This window comes from Acinetobacter piscicola (genome assembly GCF_015218165.1).
Taxonomy (GTDB): domain Bacteria; phylum Pseudomonadota; class Gammaproteobacteria; order Pseudomonadales; family Moraxellaceae; genus Acinetobacter; species Acinetobacter piscicola_A.
This window is the reverse complement of sequence record NZ_CP048659.1, coordinates 3,071,163-3,086,993: the sequence shown is the minus strand read 5'-3', so window position 1 is coordinate 3,086,993 and position 15,831 is coordinate 3,071,163. Positions and strand designations below refer to the sequence as shown.

At 39.5% G+C, this 15,831-nt stretch carries 15 protein-coding genes and 4 tRNA genes; 14 read left to right on the top strand and 5 right to left on the bottom strand.

What is annotated here, in order from left to right; all coding sequences use genetic code 11:
• Positions 1–167: 167 nt before the first annotated feature.
• Genes trpA through G0028_RS15220 form a run of 4 tightly spaced genes read left to right on the top strand, consistent with a single transcriptional unit; the run spans position 168 to position 4,154 of the window.
• Positions 168–971: a tryptophan synthase subunit alpha gene (trpA, locus tag G0028_RS15235; RefSeq protein WP_174493658.1), complete on the top strand. Its 804-nt coding sequence runs from the start codon at positions 168–170 to the stop codon at positions 969–971.
• Positions 968–1,864 (top strand): acetyl-CoA carboxylase, carboxyltransferase subunit beta, encoded by an 897-nt coding sequence (gene accD, locus G0028_RS15230; protein ID WP_130075028.1) that lies wholly within the window; start codon positions 968–970, stop codon positions 1,862–1,864. The genes trpA and accD overlap by 4 nt, the downstream gene beginning before the upstream one ends.
• Positions 1,861–3,159 carry a bifunctional tetrahydrofolate synthase/dihydrofolate synthase gene (gene folC / locus G0028_RS15225; protein WP_130075029.1) on the top strand — a complete coding sequence of 433 codons (1,299 nt, stop codon included), beginning with the start codon at positions 1,861–1,863 and terminating at the stop codon, positions 3,157–3,159. Before accD ends, folC begins: the two co-directional genes overlap by 4 nt.
• On the top strand, positions 3,150–4,154 hold the full coding sequence (locus G0028_RS15220) for an SPOR domain-containing protein (RefSeq protein ID WP_180045644.1): 1,005 nt from the start codon (positions 3,150–3,152) through the stop codon (positions 4,152–4,154). The genes folC and G0028_RS15220 overlap by 10 nt, the downstream gene beginning before the upstream one ends.
• 60 nt (positions 4,155–4,214) lie before the next feature.
• Here G0028_RS15220 and G0028_RS15215 read toward each other — a convergent pair whose 3' ends face one another.
• Both G0028_RS15215 and G0028_RS15210 read right to left on the bottom strand, forming a co-directional pair.
• Positions 4,215–4,796 (bottom strand): dual specificity protein phosphatase family protein, encoded by a 582-nt coding sequence (locus G0028_RS15215; protein ID WP_180045645.1) that lies wholly within the window; start codon positions 4,794–4,796, stop codon positions 4,215–4,217.
• Positions 4,793–5,608 (bottom strand): MBL fold metallo-hydrolase, encoded by an 816-nt coding sequence (locus G0028_RS15210; RefSeq protein ID WP_180045650.1) that lies wholly within the window; start codon positions 5,606–5,608, stop codon positions 4,793–4,795. The genes G0028_RS15215 and G0028_RS15210 overlap by 4 nt, the downstream gene beginning before the upstream one ends.
• A 146-nt stretch (positions 5,609–5,754) precedes the next feature.
• Here G0028_RS15210 and G0028_RS15205 point away from each other — a divergent pair, with 146 nt between their 5' ends.
• Together G0028_RS15205 and G0028_RS15200 are read left to right on the top strand one after the other, a co-directional pair.
• Positions 5,755–6,024 carry a glutathione S-transferase N-terminal domain-containing protein gene (locus tag G0028_RS15205; RefSeq protein WP_180045646.1) on the top strand — a complete coding sequence of 90 codons (270 nt, stop codon included), beginning with the start codon at positions 5,755–5,757 and terminating at the stop codon, positions 6,022–6,024.
• Positions 6,011–6,148: a hypothetical protein gene (locus G0028_RS15200; protein ID WP_180045647.1), complete on the top strand. Its 138-nt coding sequence runs from the start codon at positions 6,011–6,013 to the stop codon at positions 6,146–6,148. The genes G0028_RS15205 and G0028_RS15200 overlap by 14 nt, the downstream gene beginning before the upstream one ends.
• Positions 6,149–6,502: 354 nt before the next feature.
• Here the strand turns inward: G0028_RS15200 and G0028_RS15195 are convergent, their stop codons facing one another.
• On the bottom strand, positions 6,503–7,144 hold the full coding sequence (locus G0028_RS15195) for a peroxiredoxin (protein ID WP_130075034.1): 642 nt from the start codon (positions 7,142–7,144) through the stop codon (positions 6,503–6,505).
• A 343-nt stretch (positions 7,145–7,487) separates the two neighbouring features.
• Here G0028_RS15195 and secA point away from each other — a divergent pair, with 343 nt between their 5' ends.
• The 8 genes from secA to G0028_RS15155 all read left to right on the top strand — a co-directional run bounded on the left by secA (position 7,488) and on the right by G0028_RS15155 (position 13,977).
• A complete protein-coding gene (gene secA / locus G0028_RS15190) occupies positions 7,488–10,217 on the top strand; it encodes a preprotein translocase subunit SecA (RefSeq protein ID WP_130075035.1) in 2,730 nt (909 codons plus the stop codon).
• Positions 10,218–10,366: 149 nt separating this feature from the next.
• The gene (locus tag G0028_RS15185) at positions 10,367–10,756 is read left to right on the top strand and encodes a hypothetical protein (protein ID WP_130075036.1); all 390 of its coding nucleotides are present in this window, start codon (positions 10,367–10,369) and stop codon (positions 10,754–10,756) included.
• A 233-nt stretch (positions 10,757–10,989) separates the two neighbouring features.
• The gene (gene argJ, locus G0028_RS15180; RefSeq protein ID WP_174493651.1) at positions 10,990–12,210 is read left to right on the top strand and encodes a bifunctional glutamate N-acetyltransferase/amino-acid acetyltransferase ArgJ; all 1,221 of its coding nucleotides are present in this window, start codon (positions 10,990–10,992) and stop codon (positions 12,208–12,210) included.
• Between the two features lie 151 nt (positions 12,211–12,361).
• A complete protein-coding gene (nadA, locus tag G0028_RS15175) occupies positions 12,362–13,429 on the top strand; it encodes a quinolinate synthase NadA (protein ID WP_180045648.1) in 1,068 nt (355 codons plus the stop codon).
• Between the two features lie 153 nt (positions 13,430–13,582).
• Positions 13,583–13,659, top strand: a tRNA-Pro gene (locus tag G0028_RS15170).
• Between the two features lie 45 nt (positions 13,660–13,704).
• Positions 13,705–13,781 (top strand) — tRNA-Arg (locus G0028_RS15165).
• A gap of 40 nt (positions 13,782–13,821) precedes the next feature.
• Positions 13,822–13,897, top strand: a tRNA-His gene (locus G0028_RS15160).
• Positions 13,898–13,900: 3 nt separating this feature from the next.
• Positions 13,901–13,977: transfer RNA gene (locus G0028_RS15155), tRNA-Pro, on the top strand.
• A gap of 137 nt (positions 13,978–14,114) precedes the next feature.
• On the opposite strand, the gene G0028_RS15150 is transcribed toward G0028_RS15155, so the two are convergent.
• Both G0028_RS15150 and G0028_RS15145 read right to left on the bottom strand, forming a co-directional pair.
• Positions 14,115–14,594 carry an OmpA family protein gene (locus G0028_RS15150; RefSeq protein ID WP_130075039.1) on the bottom strand — a complete coding sequence of 160 codons (480 nt, stop codon included), beginning with the start codon at positions 14,592–14,594 and terminating at the stop codon, positions 14,115–14,117.
• A 19-nt stretch (positions 14,595–14,613) separates the two neighbouring features.
• On the bottom strand, positions 14,614–15,831 hold the full coding sequence (locus G0028_RS15145; protein WP_130075040.1) for a sensor domain-containing diguanylate cyclase: 1,218 nt from the start codon (positions 15,829–15,831) through the stop codon (positions 14,614–14,616).

The window sequence follows — 15,831 nt, the reverse complement described above, 5'->3', positions numbered from 1 at the left end:
CGCTAAATGTATGCCATAGGTTGTTCGTTATTTTGTATTAAGATGAGATAACATTGTGCTACTGAGTTACTCTATTCAATGAGTAAAAAATAGCGTTACAATGCAAAGTCTTGTATTTATACAAAATCAACTCCTCAAGTTTAACAATTCAAGGAATGTACAACTCTATGTCACGTCTAGCCACCCGATTTGCACAGCTTAAATCACAACAGCGTAAAGCATTGGTTTCTTATGTTATGGCGGGTGATCCTCAACCACATGTAACAGTACCCTTGTTACATCAAATGGTTGAAGCGGGCGTAGATGTTGTTGAACTCGGATTACCATTTTCCGACCCAATGGCAGATGGACCAGTGATTGCACTTGCCGCAGAGCGTGCTTTAGCGGCAGGAACAAATACCCTTGATGCTTTGAATATGGTCAAAGAATTTCGTCAAAAAGACACAACAACACCTGTGGTTTTAATGGGGTATTTAAATCCTGTTGAAGTCATCGGGTATGAAAAATTTGTGGCTTATGCGAATGACTGTGGTGTGGATGGTGTACTTTTAGTGGATTTACCACCAGAAGAAGCAGCAGATTTTGATGCCGTATTACAAAAATACAGTATGGATCAAATTTTCTTGCTTGCACCTACGTCAACAGATGAACGTATTCAACGTGTAGTAAAACAAGCGAGTGGCTTTATTTATTATGTGTCATTAAAAGGGGTGACTGGTGCAGCGACACTCGATACCACAGAAGTTGCAACACGTATTCAAAAAATCAAAACCGTGACAGATATTCCTGTTGGTGTGGGTTTTGGGATCAGTGATGCAGCTTCTGCTAAAGCGGTTGGACAGGTTGCCGATGCGGTCATTGTGGGAAGTGCATTTGTCAAACCATTTGCAAACTTAGCACCCGAACAAGCTGCTGAACAAGCAGTGAATAAAGTCAAGGAGCTTCGAGCAGCGCTCGATGAGTTAGTATGAATCAAGAAGTGAAATCAGGGAAAATTCTCAGCCCAGTGACGCCGTGGACTGAACGTTCGATTCCAGGCATCCATTTGCCTGATCAACAACAAACACTCAAAGCAACATTTACTGAACCAACGATTGAGTGCCCTGAGTGTCATGCTTTAGTGACTCGTACAGCGATGTCGTTTAACGCCTACGTATGTCCATCGTGTGATGAACATTTAAAAATGAAGGCACGTGATCGCTTAAATTGGTTTTTTGACAATGTGACTGCGGAACTTGGTCAAGAATTTGTTGCCAAAGATCCATTACATTTTGTTGACAGTAAAGCTTATCCCGACCGTATGAAAGAAGCGCAGGATAAAACAGGTGAGTCAGAAGCACTTGTGGTGATGCAAGGTCAGCTAAAAAATATTCCTCTAGTGGCATGTGCCTTTGAATTTGACTTCATGGGTGGTTCAATGGGTACCGTGGTCGGTGATCGTTTTGTGCAGGCTGCTGAAAAAGCGATTGCTGCCAAACAACCATTGATCTGTTTTGCAGCTTCTGGTGGTGCGCGTATGCAAGAAGGCATGTTGTCTTTGATGCAAATGGCACGTACTTCTGCTGCGATCCAAAAAATGAAAGATGCACATCTTCCGTATATTGTGGTATTAACCCATCCAGTATATGGCGGTGTTACCGCATCATTGGCTATGTTAGGTGATGTGCATATTGCAGAACCGAAAGCGATGATTGGTTTCGCAGGTAAGCGTGTCATTGAACAAACTGTACGTGAAAAATTGGAAGAACCATTCCAACGTGCAGAATTCTTGCTTGATCATGGTGTGGTCGATCAAATTGTTCATCGTCATGCATTACGTGATACTGTATATCGCATCGTAGCGAAACTGATGAACTTGCCTTGAACAACATTGCTCCATTAAATACTGATAGTTTACAAACATGGCTCAATTATTGGAGCCATGTTCACGTTACAGGGATTGATTTAGGCTTAGAACGGGTCATTCCTGTCGCAGAAGCATTGGGTGTAACCAAGCCCAATGCCAAAGTTTTTACGGTTGCAGGAACCAATGGTAAAGGTTCAACCACTACGACCTTGGCTGCGATTCTGAATGCACAAGGTTTTAATGTTGGACTGTACCAATCCCCACATATTTATCGTTTTAATGAGCGCGTCAAATTAGCAGGACAAGAAGTTTCTGATCAGACCTTGATTGATGCATTTGTCTTAGTTGATGCAGCACGTCGTCAGTGTGATCTCAGTTTATCTTTTTTTGAAGCAACCACTTTGGCTGCTTTTGTCATTTTTAAGCAAATGAATTGTGATGTTTGGGTGCTTGAAGTTGGACTTGGTGGTCGTTTAGATGTGGTGAATGTCATCGACCCTGATGTTGCGGTTATTACCAATATTGGGCTTGACCATACCGATTGGCTCGGTGATACCATTGAAAAGATTGCTTTTGAAAAAGCAGGAATTATTCGTCCAAATATTCCTGTGGTTTTTGGTGGTTTACAGCAGCTCCCACTTGCCATTAAAACAAAAGCACAACAGTGTCAGGCAAAATTACATGTTGTGAATCAAGATTATTTCTATGATTATGCAGCAGATGGTCAAACGTGGAACTTTGCCACATCAGGTTTAACGCTAAAACTGCCGCTTGGTCAGCTTGCATTGGAAAATATTTCTACAGCCGTTGCCGCGATTTTACTCAGTGATTTAACCGTGACACAACACGCGATTGCACAAGGTATTTTGCAGGCACGTTTACAAGGTCGTTTTGAAGTTGAAACGATTCATCATAAAACCCAAGATAAAACTGTCATTTTTGATGCAGGACATAATCCGCACGGTGTTGAATTTTTGTTAAAGCAATTGCGAAAATTCATGGAATACAATAAACAGTACACAGAAGTTGTCACTGTTTTTTCAATGTTGACTGATAAAGATATAGAAACCGTCGTCAAGTTATTGAAAAACACTGTATTAAAGTGGAAAATTGCGCCATTGACTGTGCCTCGTGCGGCATCGATGGATCAATTAAGATCGGCTTTGCAGGATGAAACAGTTGAACAGTTTGAAAATGTACAAGCTGCCTTTTTATCAGCGCTTGAAGAAACAAAAAATAATCAACTGATTTTGGTATGTGGTTCATTCCATACCTTAGAAGCGGTCTGGGAGTATTTAGAAGAATGTCAATGAATAACAAGCAACGCTGGATGGGTGGTGTTGTTTTATTAGGTGGTGGTGTTTTATTAGCGGCATTGCTTCTAAAAGGTAAAGATGAAATTTATCAAGATCAGACGCCACCGCCTCCTGCTGCTCATGTCCAACAAAACGGTAAACCTGCACCCGCTGAGGAGACTGTACAATTACAGCCACTCACGGTTGATGTGGCAACTGAAAAACGTTTGCTTGAAGAACAGCGCCGTTCACGTGAAAAAGCAGTCGCTGAGCAAGAAGCAAAAGCAGCTGAATTTTTACGTATGCAACAACAAGCTGAAGCGGATGCTGCACGTAAAGCAGCGGAAGAATATGCTGCTGCTAATTTACGCCGTAAATCTGCACAAGAAAGTTCAGACAATATCCCACCTGAGTTGAATGTAGACGATAAAACTAAAGCACAACAAAAAGCAGAAGCAGATAAAAAATTACAACAACAAAAAGCAGAAGCAGAAAAAAAGCGAGCTGAGCAGAAGCGTCAAGCTACCGCAGAAGCTGATAAAAAAGCCACTGAAGCACAAAAGAAAGCTGCTGAGGAGAAAAAACAACGTCTAGAAGAGCAGCGCAAAGCGGATGAGAAAAAGGCTGCTGAAGAAAAAAAACGTAAGCTAGAAGAGCAGCGCAAAGCAGATGAGAAAAAAGCTGCTGATGAGAAAAAACGTAAAGCTGAGGAAGCCAAGAAAAAGGCAGAAGCTGATAAAGCCCGTAACTTATTAGAAAATGGCGATAAGCAATGGATGGTACAAGTGGCGTTGGCGGCAAATGAAGCGAATGCTGATGCGGTTGCTGCAAAATTACGTGCCAAAGGTTATAAAGTAACCAAGAGCCCAACATCAAAAGGGATCCGCATTATGGTTGGGCCTGCTAAAGACCGTGAAACTGCGGATAGTACACGTAAGAAGATCAATTCAGATGCAAGCTTAGGAATGAAATCTGCGTGGGTGATTGATTGGGTTCCTCTAGATCGCCGTTAAGTAAAATGAGTGAAGGGGGATAGTGCTTTAACAAACCCCATACATTAAACCTTATGTTGTTTACATCGATGGATTCGTGAGTTGATCACGGATCCATTTTATATTTTCAGGGCTAAACTGTTTGTCGATATTGACCCAAATCGGGTGAAAGCCATAACCACCATGCTTCATTTCGTTTAAGGCAGCTTCAGTTGACCAATTTTCAAAAATAATGCGGTACATCGCAATACTTGCACCTGTACGGTCAGAACCATGATAACAATGAATCAATACTTTCTGATTTTGCTGTTGCGCTATTTGAATGTTTTGCATCACTTTGAGTAAATCGTATTTATCCAATGCCCATGTATGAATTGGAATATGGATCAGTTTTAAATTTTTTCCTGCCAACGTTGTACGGTCTTGATCACGACTGCGTAAATTAATGACCACATCAATTTGATGCTCTTTAAGCAGAGGGATCAGTTGAGCATTGGGTTGTTCACTGCGAAATATAGAGTCACTCATTTGATAAAAATTAGAAGACTTTTGGATTAAATCTCCCCACTGTTGTGGACGTTGTTGTTGTGGCAGTGCTGATGAGGTGATACACCCTGTCATCATGCTAGAGGTGAGTAAAATAGCTAAAAAATGTAATTTCATAAAATAGAATAACGCTGTAATTCAAAAGGGTCATGTGCACACACGAGTTCAATGTGCGGTTCATTCTGTGCCAATGTTTGAATGGCTTTTAAGCTATGTAGGCGTTGTTGATTATTCAATGCAAAGAGACGTTCCATTAAATTTAACCCAAAAGCGTTATACTGTGGATTAAGCTGCAAGTGTGAATAATAAGCATCACCACAGAACAGTAGCCATCGATCTTTCTGACGAATAGCAATACCACAATGTCCTGCTGTATGCCCAAGCAGGGGAATCATCAAGATTTCATCTTTAAATATATTAAAACCTTGCACGCGATTAAAATTAAACCAAGGCTCACCTGCTTCATGTTCTAAAAAATGCCAATAAGCATGATGTTTGAATTGTTGTGGGCGATAGCGCAATTTATTTTTACCTGACAAAGATTGTGTGGCATTCAATTCATTCGACAGAATATGTACTGTTGCATTAGGGAAGTCACTTATTCCACCTGCATGGTCAAAGTCTAAATGACTCAGCAAAATATGCCGAACATCACTCGGCTGAAAACCCAATTTTTGAATTTGGTGAAAAGCTGACAAAGTCGGATCAGTTATGAGTGCACTCATTGTATAGATCAGCTTGCCTAAGCGTTGTTGAGGATGTAAATAGTCTTGTAACCCTAACCCTGTATCGACTAACACCAAACCACGATCGGTTTCAATCAACAGGCAATGACAGACTAAATTGGCTTTTAAACCTTTTTGCCCAAACAAGGGTGCACATAAAGGACACAGACTGCCACAGTGTAAATGGTGAATGTTATAGATCATCATCGCGAGTTTTAAATTTTTCTAAATCATTTATATCTTATTTTTAAGTCAGAACCAATGCTTACAAAATAAGCAAAATAAATTTTTAATTTCATATTTTTATGTCACATACTGTACATAAAAGAACAATCATAAGGAGCAGGCAGATGCAATTATACTATTCCCCTACATCACCTTTCGCTCGTAAAGTTCGAGTTCTGATTAATGAATTAAAAATTCAAGACCAATTCGATTTGTTAGCCGTGGATCCTTGGACTGACCCGAATTTAAGACCAATCAATCCCTTGTCCAAAGTCCCGACTTTGGTGCTGAACCATAAAGAGGTTTTGTTTGACTCAGCATTGATTTGTGAATATTTGAGTACGCTAAAAGATAAAAAGCTTGGTTTATCCCACAGAGCATGTGGCATATTTTAAAAGTTTACGTCTGCAAGCATTAGCAGATGGAGCAATCGCATTCGTCGGTTGGTTATATGCAACATTACAGAAAACTGAGCAATTACAAGCACAAAAAATGATGCAACGCTTTACTGCAAGCTAATACAGCACATTATCGCGGTTAGAACAGCAGTTGGATAATTTTACTGAGCTTTTTGGAATAGGGGAGATTGCGGTTGCATGTTTGCTTGAATATATTGATTTTCATTTTCCTGAAAAGTGATTGGAAACATCAGCATCCACCATTAGCTGTATGGCTTGAACACGTCGCACATCGTGAATCTATGCAAAACACACGCTTTCATGCGTTGTAGTAAATGTGTGTTAAGTACGCATCGAATAACAGTTTTTCTGAAGCATGTTTATGGGAAGGTTAAAATAAAAAAACTCCTATCGTAAGATCGGAGTTGATGGAAAAAATCGCACTTTTTTATTTGATGTATTGATGTATTAAACATTAGTTTTTATTCGGCTGTGGTGTTAAACGCAGATAGGGTTTAACCGCCGTATAACCTTTTGGGAAGCGTTCTTTTAACTCAGCTTCATCTTTAATCGAGGGCACGATCACGACATCTTCACCTTCTTGCCAATTGGCAGGTGTTGCCACTTTATAATTATCTGTAAGTTGTAGTGAATCGATCACGCGTAAAATTTCATTAAAATTACGCCCTGTAGATGCAGGGTAAGTGATGATTAAGCGCACTTTTTTATTTGGATCAATGATCACTAAAGAACGTACAGTCAGCGTCTCACTCGCATTGGGATGAATAAAATCATAAAGTGTTGAAACTTTTCGATCTTTGTCTGCAATAATCGGGAAATTTACTGTCGTATTTTGGGTTTCATTAATGTCTTGAATCCAACCCTGATGTGATGTTACATCATCGACAGACAGGGCAATTGCTTTTACACCACGTTTGCTGAATTCATCTTTAAGTTTTGCTGTGTAGCCGAGTTCAGTGGTACAGACGGGCGTATAGTCGGCAGGGTGGGAAAATAAAATGCCCCAATCATTGCCTAAAAAATCATAAAAATGAATCTTACCTTCACTTGAGTCTTGCTCAAAATCAGGTGCAATATCACCTAAGCGAATCGTCATTGGATTTACCTCAAAATTTAGAATAGTTAAAATCGGTCTTTGCTCGTCAAAATCACTATGGCTTAAATTTCTTATAATTAAAAATAGTGTTTTTATATTTCTTTATGATAATTTTTCATAAAACACTGTGAACTTATATAAAAAAAGATGAAATTCTATCAACAGAGTCTATCTGTCCATCGTGCAAATTTGCTACATTAGACCGCCTAAACTCATACACGCGAAAGTCGGTGTACAGATTTTTTTAATTGGTTTTGTGTAAAAACCTTGTACTTCAAATTTCTAACACCATAATAACGTCTGAGAAAAATTTATTTTGATAAGCAAGTTTTAGAGAGTCTATATGTTGGCAAGCCTGATCGGAGGAATCTTCGGTACTAAAAACGAGCGTGAACTGAAACGCATGCGTAAAATTGTCGATAAGATCAATGCGCTTGAGCCGACCATATCTGCTTTAAGTGATGCTGACTTATCTGCCAAAACTGAAGAATTCAAACAAAGATATAAAAAAGGTGAAAGCTTAGATCAGTTGATGCCAGAAGCATTTGCTGTGTGTCGTGAAGCAGGTAAGCGTGTGATGGGCATGCGTCATTATGATGTGCAGCTGATCGGCGGTATTACCCTGCATGAAGGTAAAATTGCAGAAATGCGTACAGGTGAAGGTAAAACCCTCATGGGCACTTTGGCTGTGTATCTCAACGCGATCAGTGAACAAGGCGTTCATGTGATTACCGTGAACGATTACTTGGCACAACGTGATGCTGAGTTAAATCGTCCACTTTATGAGTTCTTGGGTTTAACGGTCGGCGTGATTTATTCTATGCAAGCGCCTATGGAAAAAGCCGAAGCCTATCTTGCAGACATCACTTACGGCACCAATAACGAATTTGGTTTTGATTACTTACGTGACAACATGGTTTTCTCCATGGCTGAGAAAAAACAGCGTGGATTGGCCTATGCCATCATCGATGAGGTCGATTCGATCTTGATTGATGAAGCACGTACACCGTTGATTATTTCGGGTCAAAGTGAAGATTCATCTCAGCTTTATCAGTTGATCAATACTATTCCACCAAAACTAACCCCACAGAAAGAAGAAAAAGTGGCTGATGGTGGTCATTTCTGGATTGATGAAAAACAACGTTCTGTTGAAATGACTGAAGTCGGTTATGAAACAGTAGAACAAGAACTCATTCAAATGGGCTTGTTGGCTGAAGGTGAAAGCTTATATTCAGCAGGTAATTTGAACCTTGTTCATCACGTTTCAGCAGCAATTCGTGCACATTTTTTATATCAACGTAACGTGCAGTATATTGTTAATGATGGCGAAGTGATCATCGTCGATGAAAATACAGGTCGTACCATGCCAGGTCGTCGTTGGTCAGAAGGTTTGCATCAAGCGGTTGAAGCGAAAGAAGGCCTAGAAATTCAACCTGAAAACCAAACATTGGCGACAACGACATTCCAAAACTATTTCCGTTTATATAAAAAACTTTCAGGCATGACCGGGACAGCAGACACTGAAGCTGCGGAAATGAAAGAGATTTACGGTTTAGATGTCGTATTAATTCCAACACATCGTCCAATGGTACGTAAAGACCTGAATGATTTAATTTATTTAAATCGTGCGGGTAAATACAACGCGATTATTGAAGAAATTCAGAAAATCCATGCTGCAGGTGTTGCGCCGATTCTGATTGGTACAGCAACCATTGAAGCGTCTGAAATTTTATCGGACAAGCTTAAAGAAGCAGGCATTCACCATGAAGTTTTAAACGCAAAACAACATGAGCGTGAAGCAGATATTATTGCCCAAGCAGGTGCACCGAATGCTGTGACTATTGCCACCAACATGGCGGGTCGTGGTACAGATATTTTGCTAGGCGGTAACTGGAAAGCATTATTGGCTAAAATTGAAAATCCAACTGCTGAAGATGAAGCTCGCCTACGCGCAGAATGGGAAAAGAATAATGAAATGGTGTTAAGTTCAGGTGGTTTACATATCATCGGTTCAGAGCGTCATGAATCACGCCGTATTGACAACCAATTACGCGGTCGTTCAGGTCGTCAAGGTGACCCTGGTGTATCACGCTTCTTCTTATCACTTGAAGATGACCTAATGCGTATTTTCGCAGGTGATCGTGTGATTGCGATGATGCGTGCAATGGGCTTGCAAGAAAATGAAGCTATTGAACATAAAATGGTGTCACGCTCGATTGAAAATGCGCAACGTAAAGTTGAAGCACGTAACTTTGACATTCGTAAGAACTTATTAAAATACGATGACGTCAACAATGAACAACGTAAAATCATTTATTCACAACGTGATGAAATTTTAGAAGAAGCAACACTTCAAGATTATATTGAAGAGATGCATCAAGAAGTGATGAAAGGTTTAATCGAAACGTATATTCCACCAGAGTCAATTCACGACCAATGGGATATTGAAGGTCTAGAAAATGCCTTGCGTATGGATTTCGGTATCGAGCTTCCTGTTTCACAATGGCTTGAAGAAGATCGTCGTTTAGATGAAGAAGCTTTGGTTGAACGTATCAGTGATGAAGTGATTGAACGCTATCGCCAACGCCGTGAAAATATGGGTGCTGAGTCTGCTGCAACTTTAGAGCGTCATTTCCTATTGGGTTCATTAGATCGTCACTGGAAAGACCATTTGGCTGCAATGGATTACTTACGTCAAGGGATTCATTTACGTGGTTATGCACAGAAAAATCCTGAGCAAGAATATAAAAAAGAAGCATTCAACTTATTTGTAAATATGCTTGGTGTGATTAAATCGGATGTCGTAACAGATCTTTCTCGTGTCCATATTCCAACTGCGGAAGAGTTAGCAGAGATGGAAGCACAGCAACAGGCGCAAGCAGAAGCGATGCGTTTAAACTTTGCACACGATGATGTAGATGGTTTGACTGGCGTAGTTAATACAAATGTCCAAACAGAAGATGAGCTAAATCTGAATAAAACAGAAACAACATTTACACCGCCTGAAAGCCGTAATGCGCCATGCCCATGTGGTTCAGGTTTAAAATACAAACAATGTCACGGTAAAATTTAATTTTTTACTGAGTTTGAATCAAGTGTAAAAAAGCAGAACAAATGTTCTGCTTTTTTACAAGTTATTACATGCGGTGAATATTGATTGCACCATTCACAATTAAATGTTATTTACTTGCTCAACCCATTTTTAAAGATTTAGGAACGATAATGAAAATACAATTCAAAGCATTATTTGTCGCAGCTTTAGCAATGCCAGTGCTTACTTTTGCCGACACCCAACCACAAACGACCACTGTTGCAAACTTGCAAGCAGCAGCAGGGACTGTGACTGCACAAGCCGAAGTAAAAAATGATTCAACAACAGTGATTAGCCCACGCACAGGCATTCGTTATACTTTGGGAAATACAGGTGGTCGTCCAATCATTTTAAAAACAGCAGCAATTGCAGCAGTGACGCCTGCAACCATTAATCGTGTGGTTGCTTCAAATCCAGCATTATCGGTATCAAGTCAAGAAAAAGTAAAACAAGCACTTTTACCAACAGAACAAACTGTTGCTCAAGTACAGGCTCAACCGCAAGCAGCCGCTCAGCAATAATTTCAACGTTGTATCATTTTCAAAGTCAGTGCTCAGGTTGAATGCTGACTTTTTATATCGTATATGCCGTATTTATCATATTGTTTCACTTTGATTTTTTAAATATTAACCATAAAAATAACTCAAAATCGCTCGATTGATAATAAAAAACAATTCACTTGGGAATAGGCTCGATTTTTTATGCATTTTCTAATAAGCTGTTGTTTTCTTAATTTCATTCCGGATATTTAAAAATGGCGGTTGGTGACGTAACTATGCCACACATGCATGTGGTACAAGGTGTAAAAATTGGCTCGGCAGAAGCGTATGTACGTTATCCTAATCGACGTGATTTAGTTATTTTTGAATTTTCTGAAGGTACAAATGTTGCGGGTGTATTTACCCAAAATGCATTTTGTGCTGCACCTGTACATGTGTCTAAAGCACATTTAGCACAAGCTAATCCCCGTTATTTAGTGATTAATACAGGCAATGCCAATGCAGGTACGGGTAAGCTTGGTATGCAAAATGCACAACTGACATGTTTGAAACTTGCTGAATTGGCACAGATCGAAGAATATGAAGTTTTACCTTTTTCTACAGGTGTAATCGGTGAACAACTGCCGATTGAACGTTTAACACAAGGTTTACAGCCTGCATTAGATTCGCTGAATGAAAATGCTTGGGTGGATGCTGCAACAGGTATTATGACCACTGACACGACACCTAAAGGGGCATCTGAGCAATTTGAGTTAGATGGTGTGGCATATACCATGACTGGGATTTCAAAAGGTGCGGGTATGATTCGTCCCAATATGGCGACGATGTTAGGCTTTGTGGCAACCGATGCACCTATTTCACGTGAATTAACACAGCAGATGTTAAAAACTGCTGTAGATCAATCATTTAATCGTATTACTGTCGATGGCGATACGTCGACCAATGATTCATGTATTTTTGCAGCTACAGGACTTGCTGGTGGTGCAGAAATCCAGTCGATAGATGATGCTCGTTATAGCGTTGTTGTGGATGTTTTAATACGTGTGATGAAACGTTTGGCACAACTCATTGTACGCGATGGAGAGGGTGCAACTAAATTCATGACTGTTGCAGTTGAGGGTGGGCATAATACGCAAGAGTGCTGCGATATTGCATATAGCATTGCACATTCACCTTTAGTAAAAACTGCATTTTTTGCATCAGATCCAAACTGGGGGCGTATCCTTGCTGCGATTGGCTATGCGGGTGTGAAAGATTTAGATGTGGAAAAAATTCAAGTCTGGTTGGATGACGTGCAAATCTGTAAAGATGGTGGTGCAGCTGTAGATTACACTGAAGCAGAAGGTGCACGAGTTATGGCACAGACTGAAATTACCATTCGTGTCGATTTAGGGCGTGGACAGGCTAAAGATACAGTTTATACCTGTGATCTGTCGTATGACTATGTCAAAATTAATGCAGATTATCGCTCTTAAGATTTAAAAATATAAAAAAGCCTCCGTTGTGAGGTTTTTTTATAAGTGGATGTTTTTTTAATAACTGGTCAAATTAGCCAATGCCAAATTGATCAGTGAATTACTTGAAACGCTTGTTGAGTGACAAGCATATGGATAGAGAATACCTTTTATGAATGATGCGACCAATTTAATTGCCAATGAAGCAAAATCAATTGTCACAGCACATTTGGATCGATTAGGAGAGCCAAAGGACAAAACTTTAAGTCCTGAGCTAAAACAGCAAAAATTTGCCCAAATTAAAGCGGAATTAGACAAGCGTGATGCGGTTTTAGTCGCGCATTATTACTGTGATCCTGAAGTACAAGAGTTAGCAGAGCTGACTGGAGGTTGTGTTTCTGATTCATTGGAAATGGCGCGTTTTGGACGTGATCATGCTGCATCAACGTTGGTGGTTGCAGGGGTCAAATTTATGGGGGAGACATCTAAGATTCTATCCCCTGAGAAAAAAGTCTTAATGCCTACACTTGAGGCGACTTGCTCACTTGATTTGGGTTGTCCTGTGGATGAGTTTACAGCGTTTTGTGATGCACATCCTGATTATACCGTTGTGGTCTATGCCAATACTTCAGCTGCTGTAAAAGCCCGTGCTGATTGGGTCGTTACATCAAGCTGTGCAGTGCAAATTATTGAACACTTAGATAGTTTGGGTGAAAAAATTATTTGGGCACCTGACCAACATTTAGGACGCTATATTCAAAAGAAAACAGGTGCAGATATGTTGCTGTGGGATGGTTCATGTATCGTGCATGAAGAATTCCGTGCACGTGGCATTGCCAACATGAAAGCATTGTATCCAAATGCAGCTGTACTGGTACATCCTGAATCACCCGAATCGGTCATTGAAGTGGCAGATGCAGTTGGAAGTACATCTCAACTTATTAAAGCAGCTCAAACACTACCGCATGACACATTGATTGTGGCAACAGATCGTGGCATTTTCTATAAAATGCAACAAGCTGTGCCAAACAAAACCTTGATTGAAGCACCAACTGCAGGAGAGGGGGCAACGTGTCGCTCATGTGCACATTGTCCGTGGATGGCAATGAATGACTTGGATGGTATTTTGGAAGTTTTGCAAAAAGGCGATCAAGAAATCTTTGTGGATGCACAATTGGCAGAGCGTGCCAAACTTCCACTTGATCGTATGTTGAACTTCAGTGCGAGTTTAAAGCGTTAAAATTGTATAAAAAATAATAGAAATGCTTGATAAATATACACTTGATGATTTTTTTTAGTTTTTTTTGAATATAGGTGTTGACGTTCAAGGGCGTCACGCCTAGAATGCACACCGTACCGAACGACATGTTCGATACAAAAAGCTGAGATGAATCGGAGCATAGCACAGCCTGGTAGTGCACCTGGTTTGGGACCAGGGGGTCGTAGGTTCGAATCCTACTGCTCCGACCAATTCTTCAAGGCAAAGGTTTATTGATAGTGAAAATTATCAGTCATGCGCCTGTAGCTCAGTTGGATAGAGCATCCGCCTTCTAAGCGGATGGTCACAGGTTCGAATCCTGTCAGGCGCACCATTGTTGCTTGATATTGTAGAATCTAAAGTTTGTTGTGATGGTGGATGTAGCTCAGTTGGTAGAGCCCCGGATTGTGATTCCGGTTGTCGAGGGTTCGAGCCCCTTCATTCACCCCAATTCGGAGCATAGCACAGCCTGGTAGTGCACCTGGTTTGGGACCAGGGGGTCGTAGGTTCGAATCCTACTGCTCCGACCAATTTAAGTTTATCTAAGTTGAAAACTTAAATGTAAATTATCCGCTGATTAGGCGGTTTTTTTATGCCTGAAATTTGATACTCCAATCTTTGAATATAAAAAAAGGTCTATTAAAGACCTTGAATAGTTAAAATAAAGTTATGGAATAATAATGATGGATACGCGGCGGTTTTCTGCACGGTGCTCTTCGCTGTCATTGGCTTTAATCGGTTGCTCTGCACCTTTACCGATAATCTGAATATTATTGGGATTGAAATGCTGCGAAATAAAAATATTTGCTACGCTTTGGGCGCGTTTTTGAGACAGTGCTGTATTGTAGTTAGCAGAGCCAACATCATCGGTATGTCCCACAATTTTAACTTTGGTTAGGTTGTATTTCTGCAACTGTTTTGAAAGATGTAGAATAGAGTCGCGGTTTTGAGTTTTGATTTCAAATTGATCAAAATCAAATAATAATCTTTCAGGAAGTCCTAAACTCCAGCCTTCGTCTGTTAATACAAAGCCTTCTTTTTTTAATGCGCGGACTTGATTGTATTTTAAGCCGCCTAAATTTAGACAACCTGTAAGTGCTAAACATAATAAAGCAAGAATTGGAAGTTTTAGGTGCGTTACAGACATACGATATACCCTGATAAAGTTAATTATGATAAATGAACCAATGATGAGTTAATGATTTTGCTTTATACATGGCCTGATCTGCCTGAGAAATTAAATCTTCAGGGGAAATGGCTTGATTAGATAAAGCTATTCCTAAGCTGAAATTAAAAGTTATACTTTGATTTTTATACACCAAAGGTTTTTCGCAGCTTTTAATTAAATTTTCAGCAATTGAAATTAAATGATCTACGCGTTGGATGGAGCTTAAGATAATGGCAAACTCATCGCCGCTTAAGCGGGCGACAAAGTCATCCTGTCGAATATTTTGCTTTAAGCGAGTCGCCATTTCTTTTAAAACAGCATCACCTGCCTGATGACCATATTGGTCATTAACGACTTTGAAATTATTAGCATCAATAAAAAGCAATGCAATTTTTTGTTTTTCTTGATTATTTTTAAATAAATTAACAAGAACTTGATAGAAGTAATTACGATTTGGTAGACCTGTTAAATGGTCATGCTGAACCTGATAGGACAGTTGTTGATTTTCATTTTGTAAATGTGTATGCCATGATTGAATTTCTTCAAGTAGTTGGTTAAATACACTATTTACATGGTTAAACTCTTGAATATCATTTTTTGGAAAACGTAAATTATAGGCGCTTTGTGTGCTGACTAATTGTGCGATTTGCACCATAGGTGTAATGGATTGCATAATATGGCGATAAGTCAGATTTACTGACCACCATAAAGCAAGGATCATGAATAACATCCCAACACCTAAGCCAATAAAAATTTTGATGATAAACATCATGATTTCATTTGAACTGCCATATAAAATAATTTTCCCAACATAATTTCCATTATGTAGTACAGCTACATCGATTGGATTACGCAAAAAGAGATGATCAAACAAATTTTGTAATGCAGAATAATGATCTATATCTTTAATACTTTCATATATTTTTTGATTTTGTGTATCGTAGACTTCAATCAAGCGTACGGAATGTTGTTGTGTGTATTCATGCAAAATTTGTGATAAAGCTAATTTATCTTGAAAAACTAAGGCAGGTTGAATACGTTCAGAAACGGTACGACTGATTAACTGTAAATTTTGTTCCGCATAAGACTCAACGGTAAAAACTGAAATTGTGGCAAAGGTAAATGTACAAATTAAAAAAGTAATCGCAAAAATTGTGAATTGGGATTTACGGAATAAGGTTTGTAAAGAAGTCGATTGATAAAATTTATGAATCAT

Coding starts and splice junctions, on each gene's coding strand:
- G0028_RS15185 (WP_130075036.1), top strand. CDS start 10,367: ATGAAAATACAATTCAAAGCATTATTTGTCGCAGCTTTAGCAATGCCA.
- nadA (WP_180045648.1), top strand. CDS start 12,362: ATGAATGATGCGACCAATTTAATTGCCAATGAAGCAAAATCAATTGTC.
- G0028_RS15145 (WP_130075040.1), bottom strand. CDS start 15,831: ATGATTCATAAATTTTATCAATCGACTTCTTTACAAACCTTATTCCGT.
- G0028_RS15205 (WP_180045646.1), top strand. CDS start 5,755: ATGCAATTATACTATTCCCCTACATCACCTTTCGCTCGTAAAGTTCGA.
- G0028_RS15220 (WP_180045644.1), top strand. CDS start 3,150: ATGTCAATGAATAACAAGCAACGCTGGATGGGTGGTGTTGTTTTATTA.
- G0028_RS15215 (WP_180045645.1), bottom strand. CDS start 4,796: ATGAAATTACATTTTTTAGCTATTTTACTCACCTCTAGCATGATGACA.
- G0028_RS15195 (WP_130075034.1), bottom strand. CDS start 7,144: ATGACGATTCGCTTAGGTGATATTGCACCTGATTTTGAGCAAGACTCA.
- G0028_RS15210 (WP_180045650.1), bottom strand. CDS start 5,608: ATGATCTATAACATTCACCATTTACACTGTGGCAGTCTGTGTCCTTTA.
- trpA (WP_174493658.1), top strand. CDS start 168: ATGTCACGTCTAGCCACCCGATTTGCACAGCTTAAATCACAACAGCGT.
- G0028_RS15150 (WP_130075039.1), bottom strand. CDS start 14,594: ATGTCTGTAACGCACCTAAAACTTCCAATTCTTGCTTTATTATGTTTA.
- secA (WP_130075035.1), top strand. CDS start 7,488: ATGTTGGCAAGCCTGATCGGAGGAATCTTCGGTACTAAAAACGAGCGT.
- accD (WP_130075028.1), top strand. CDS start 968: ATGAATCAAGAAGTGAAATCAGGGAAAATTCTCAGCCCAGTGACGCCG.
- argJ (WP_174493651.1), top strand. CDS start 10,990: ATGGCGGTTGGTGACGTAACTATGCCACACATGCATGTGGTACAAGGT.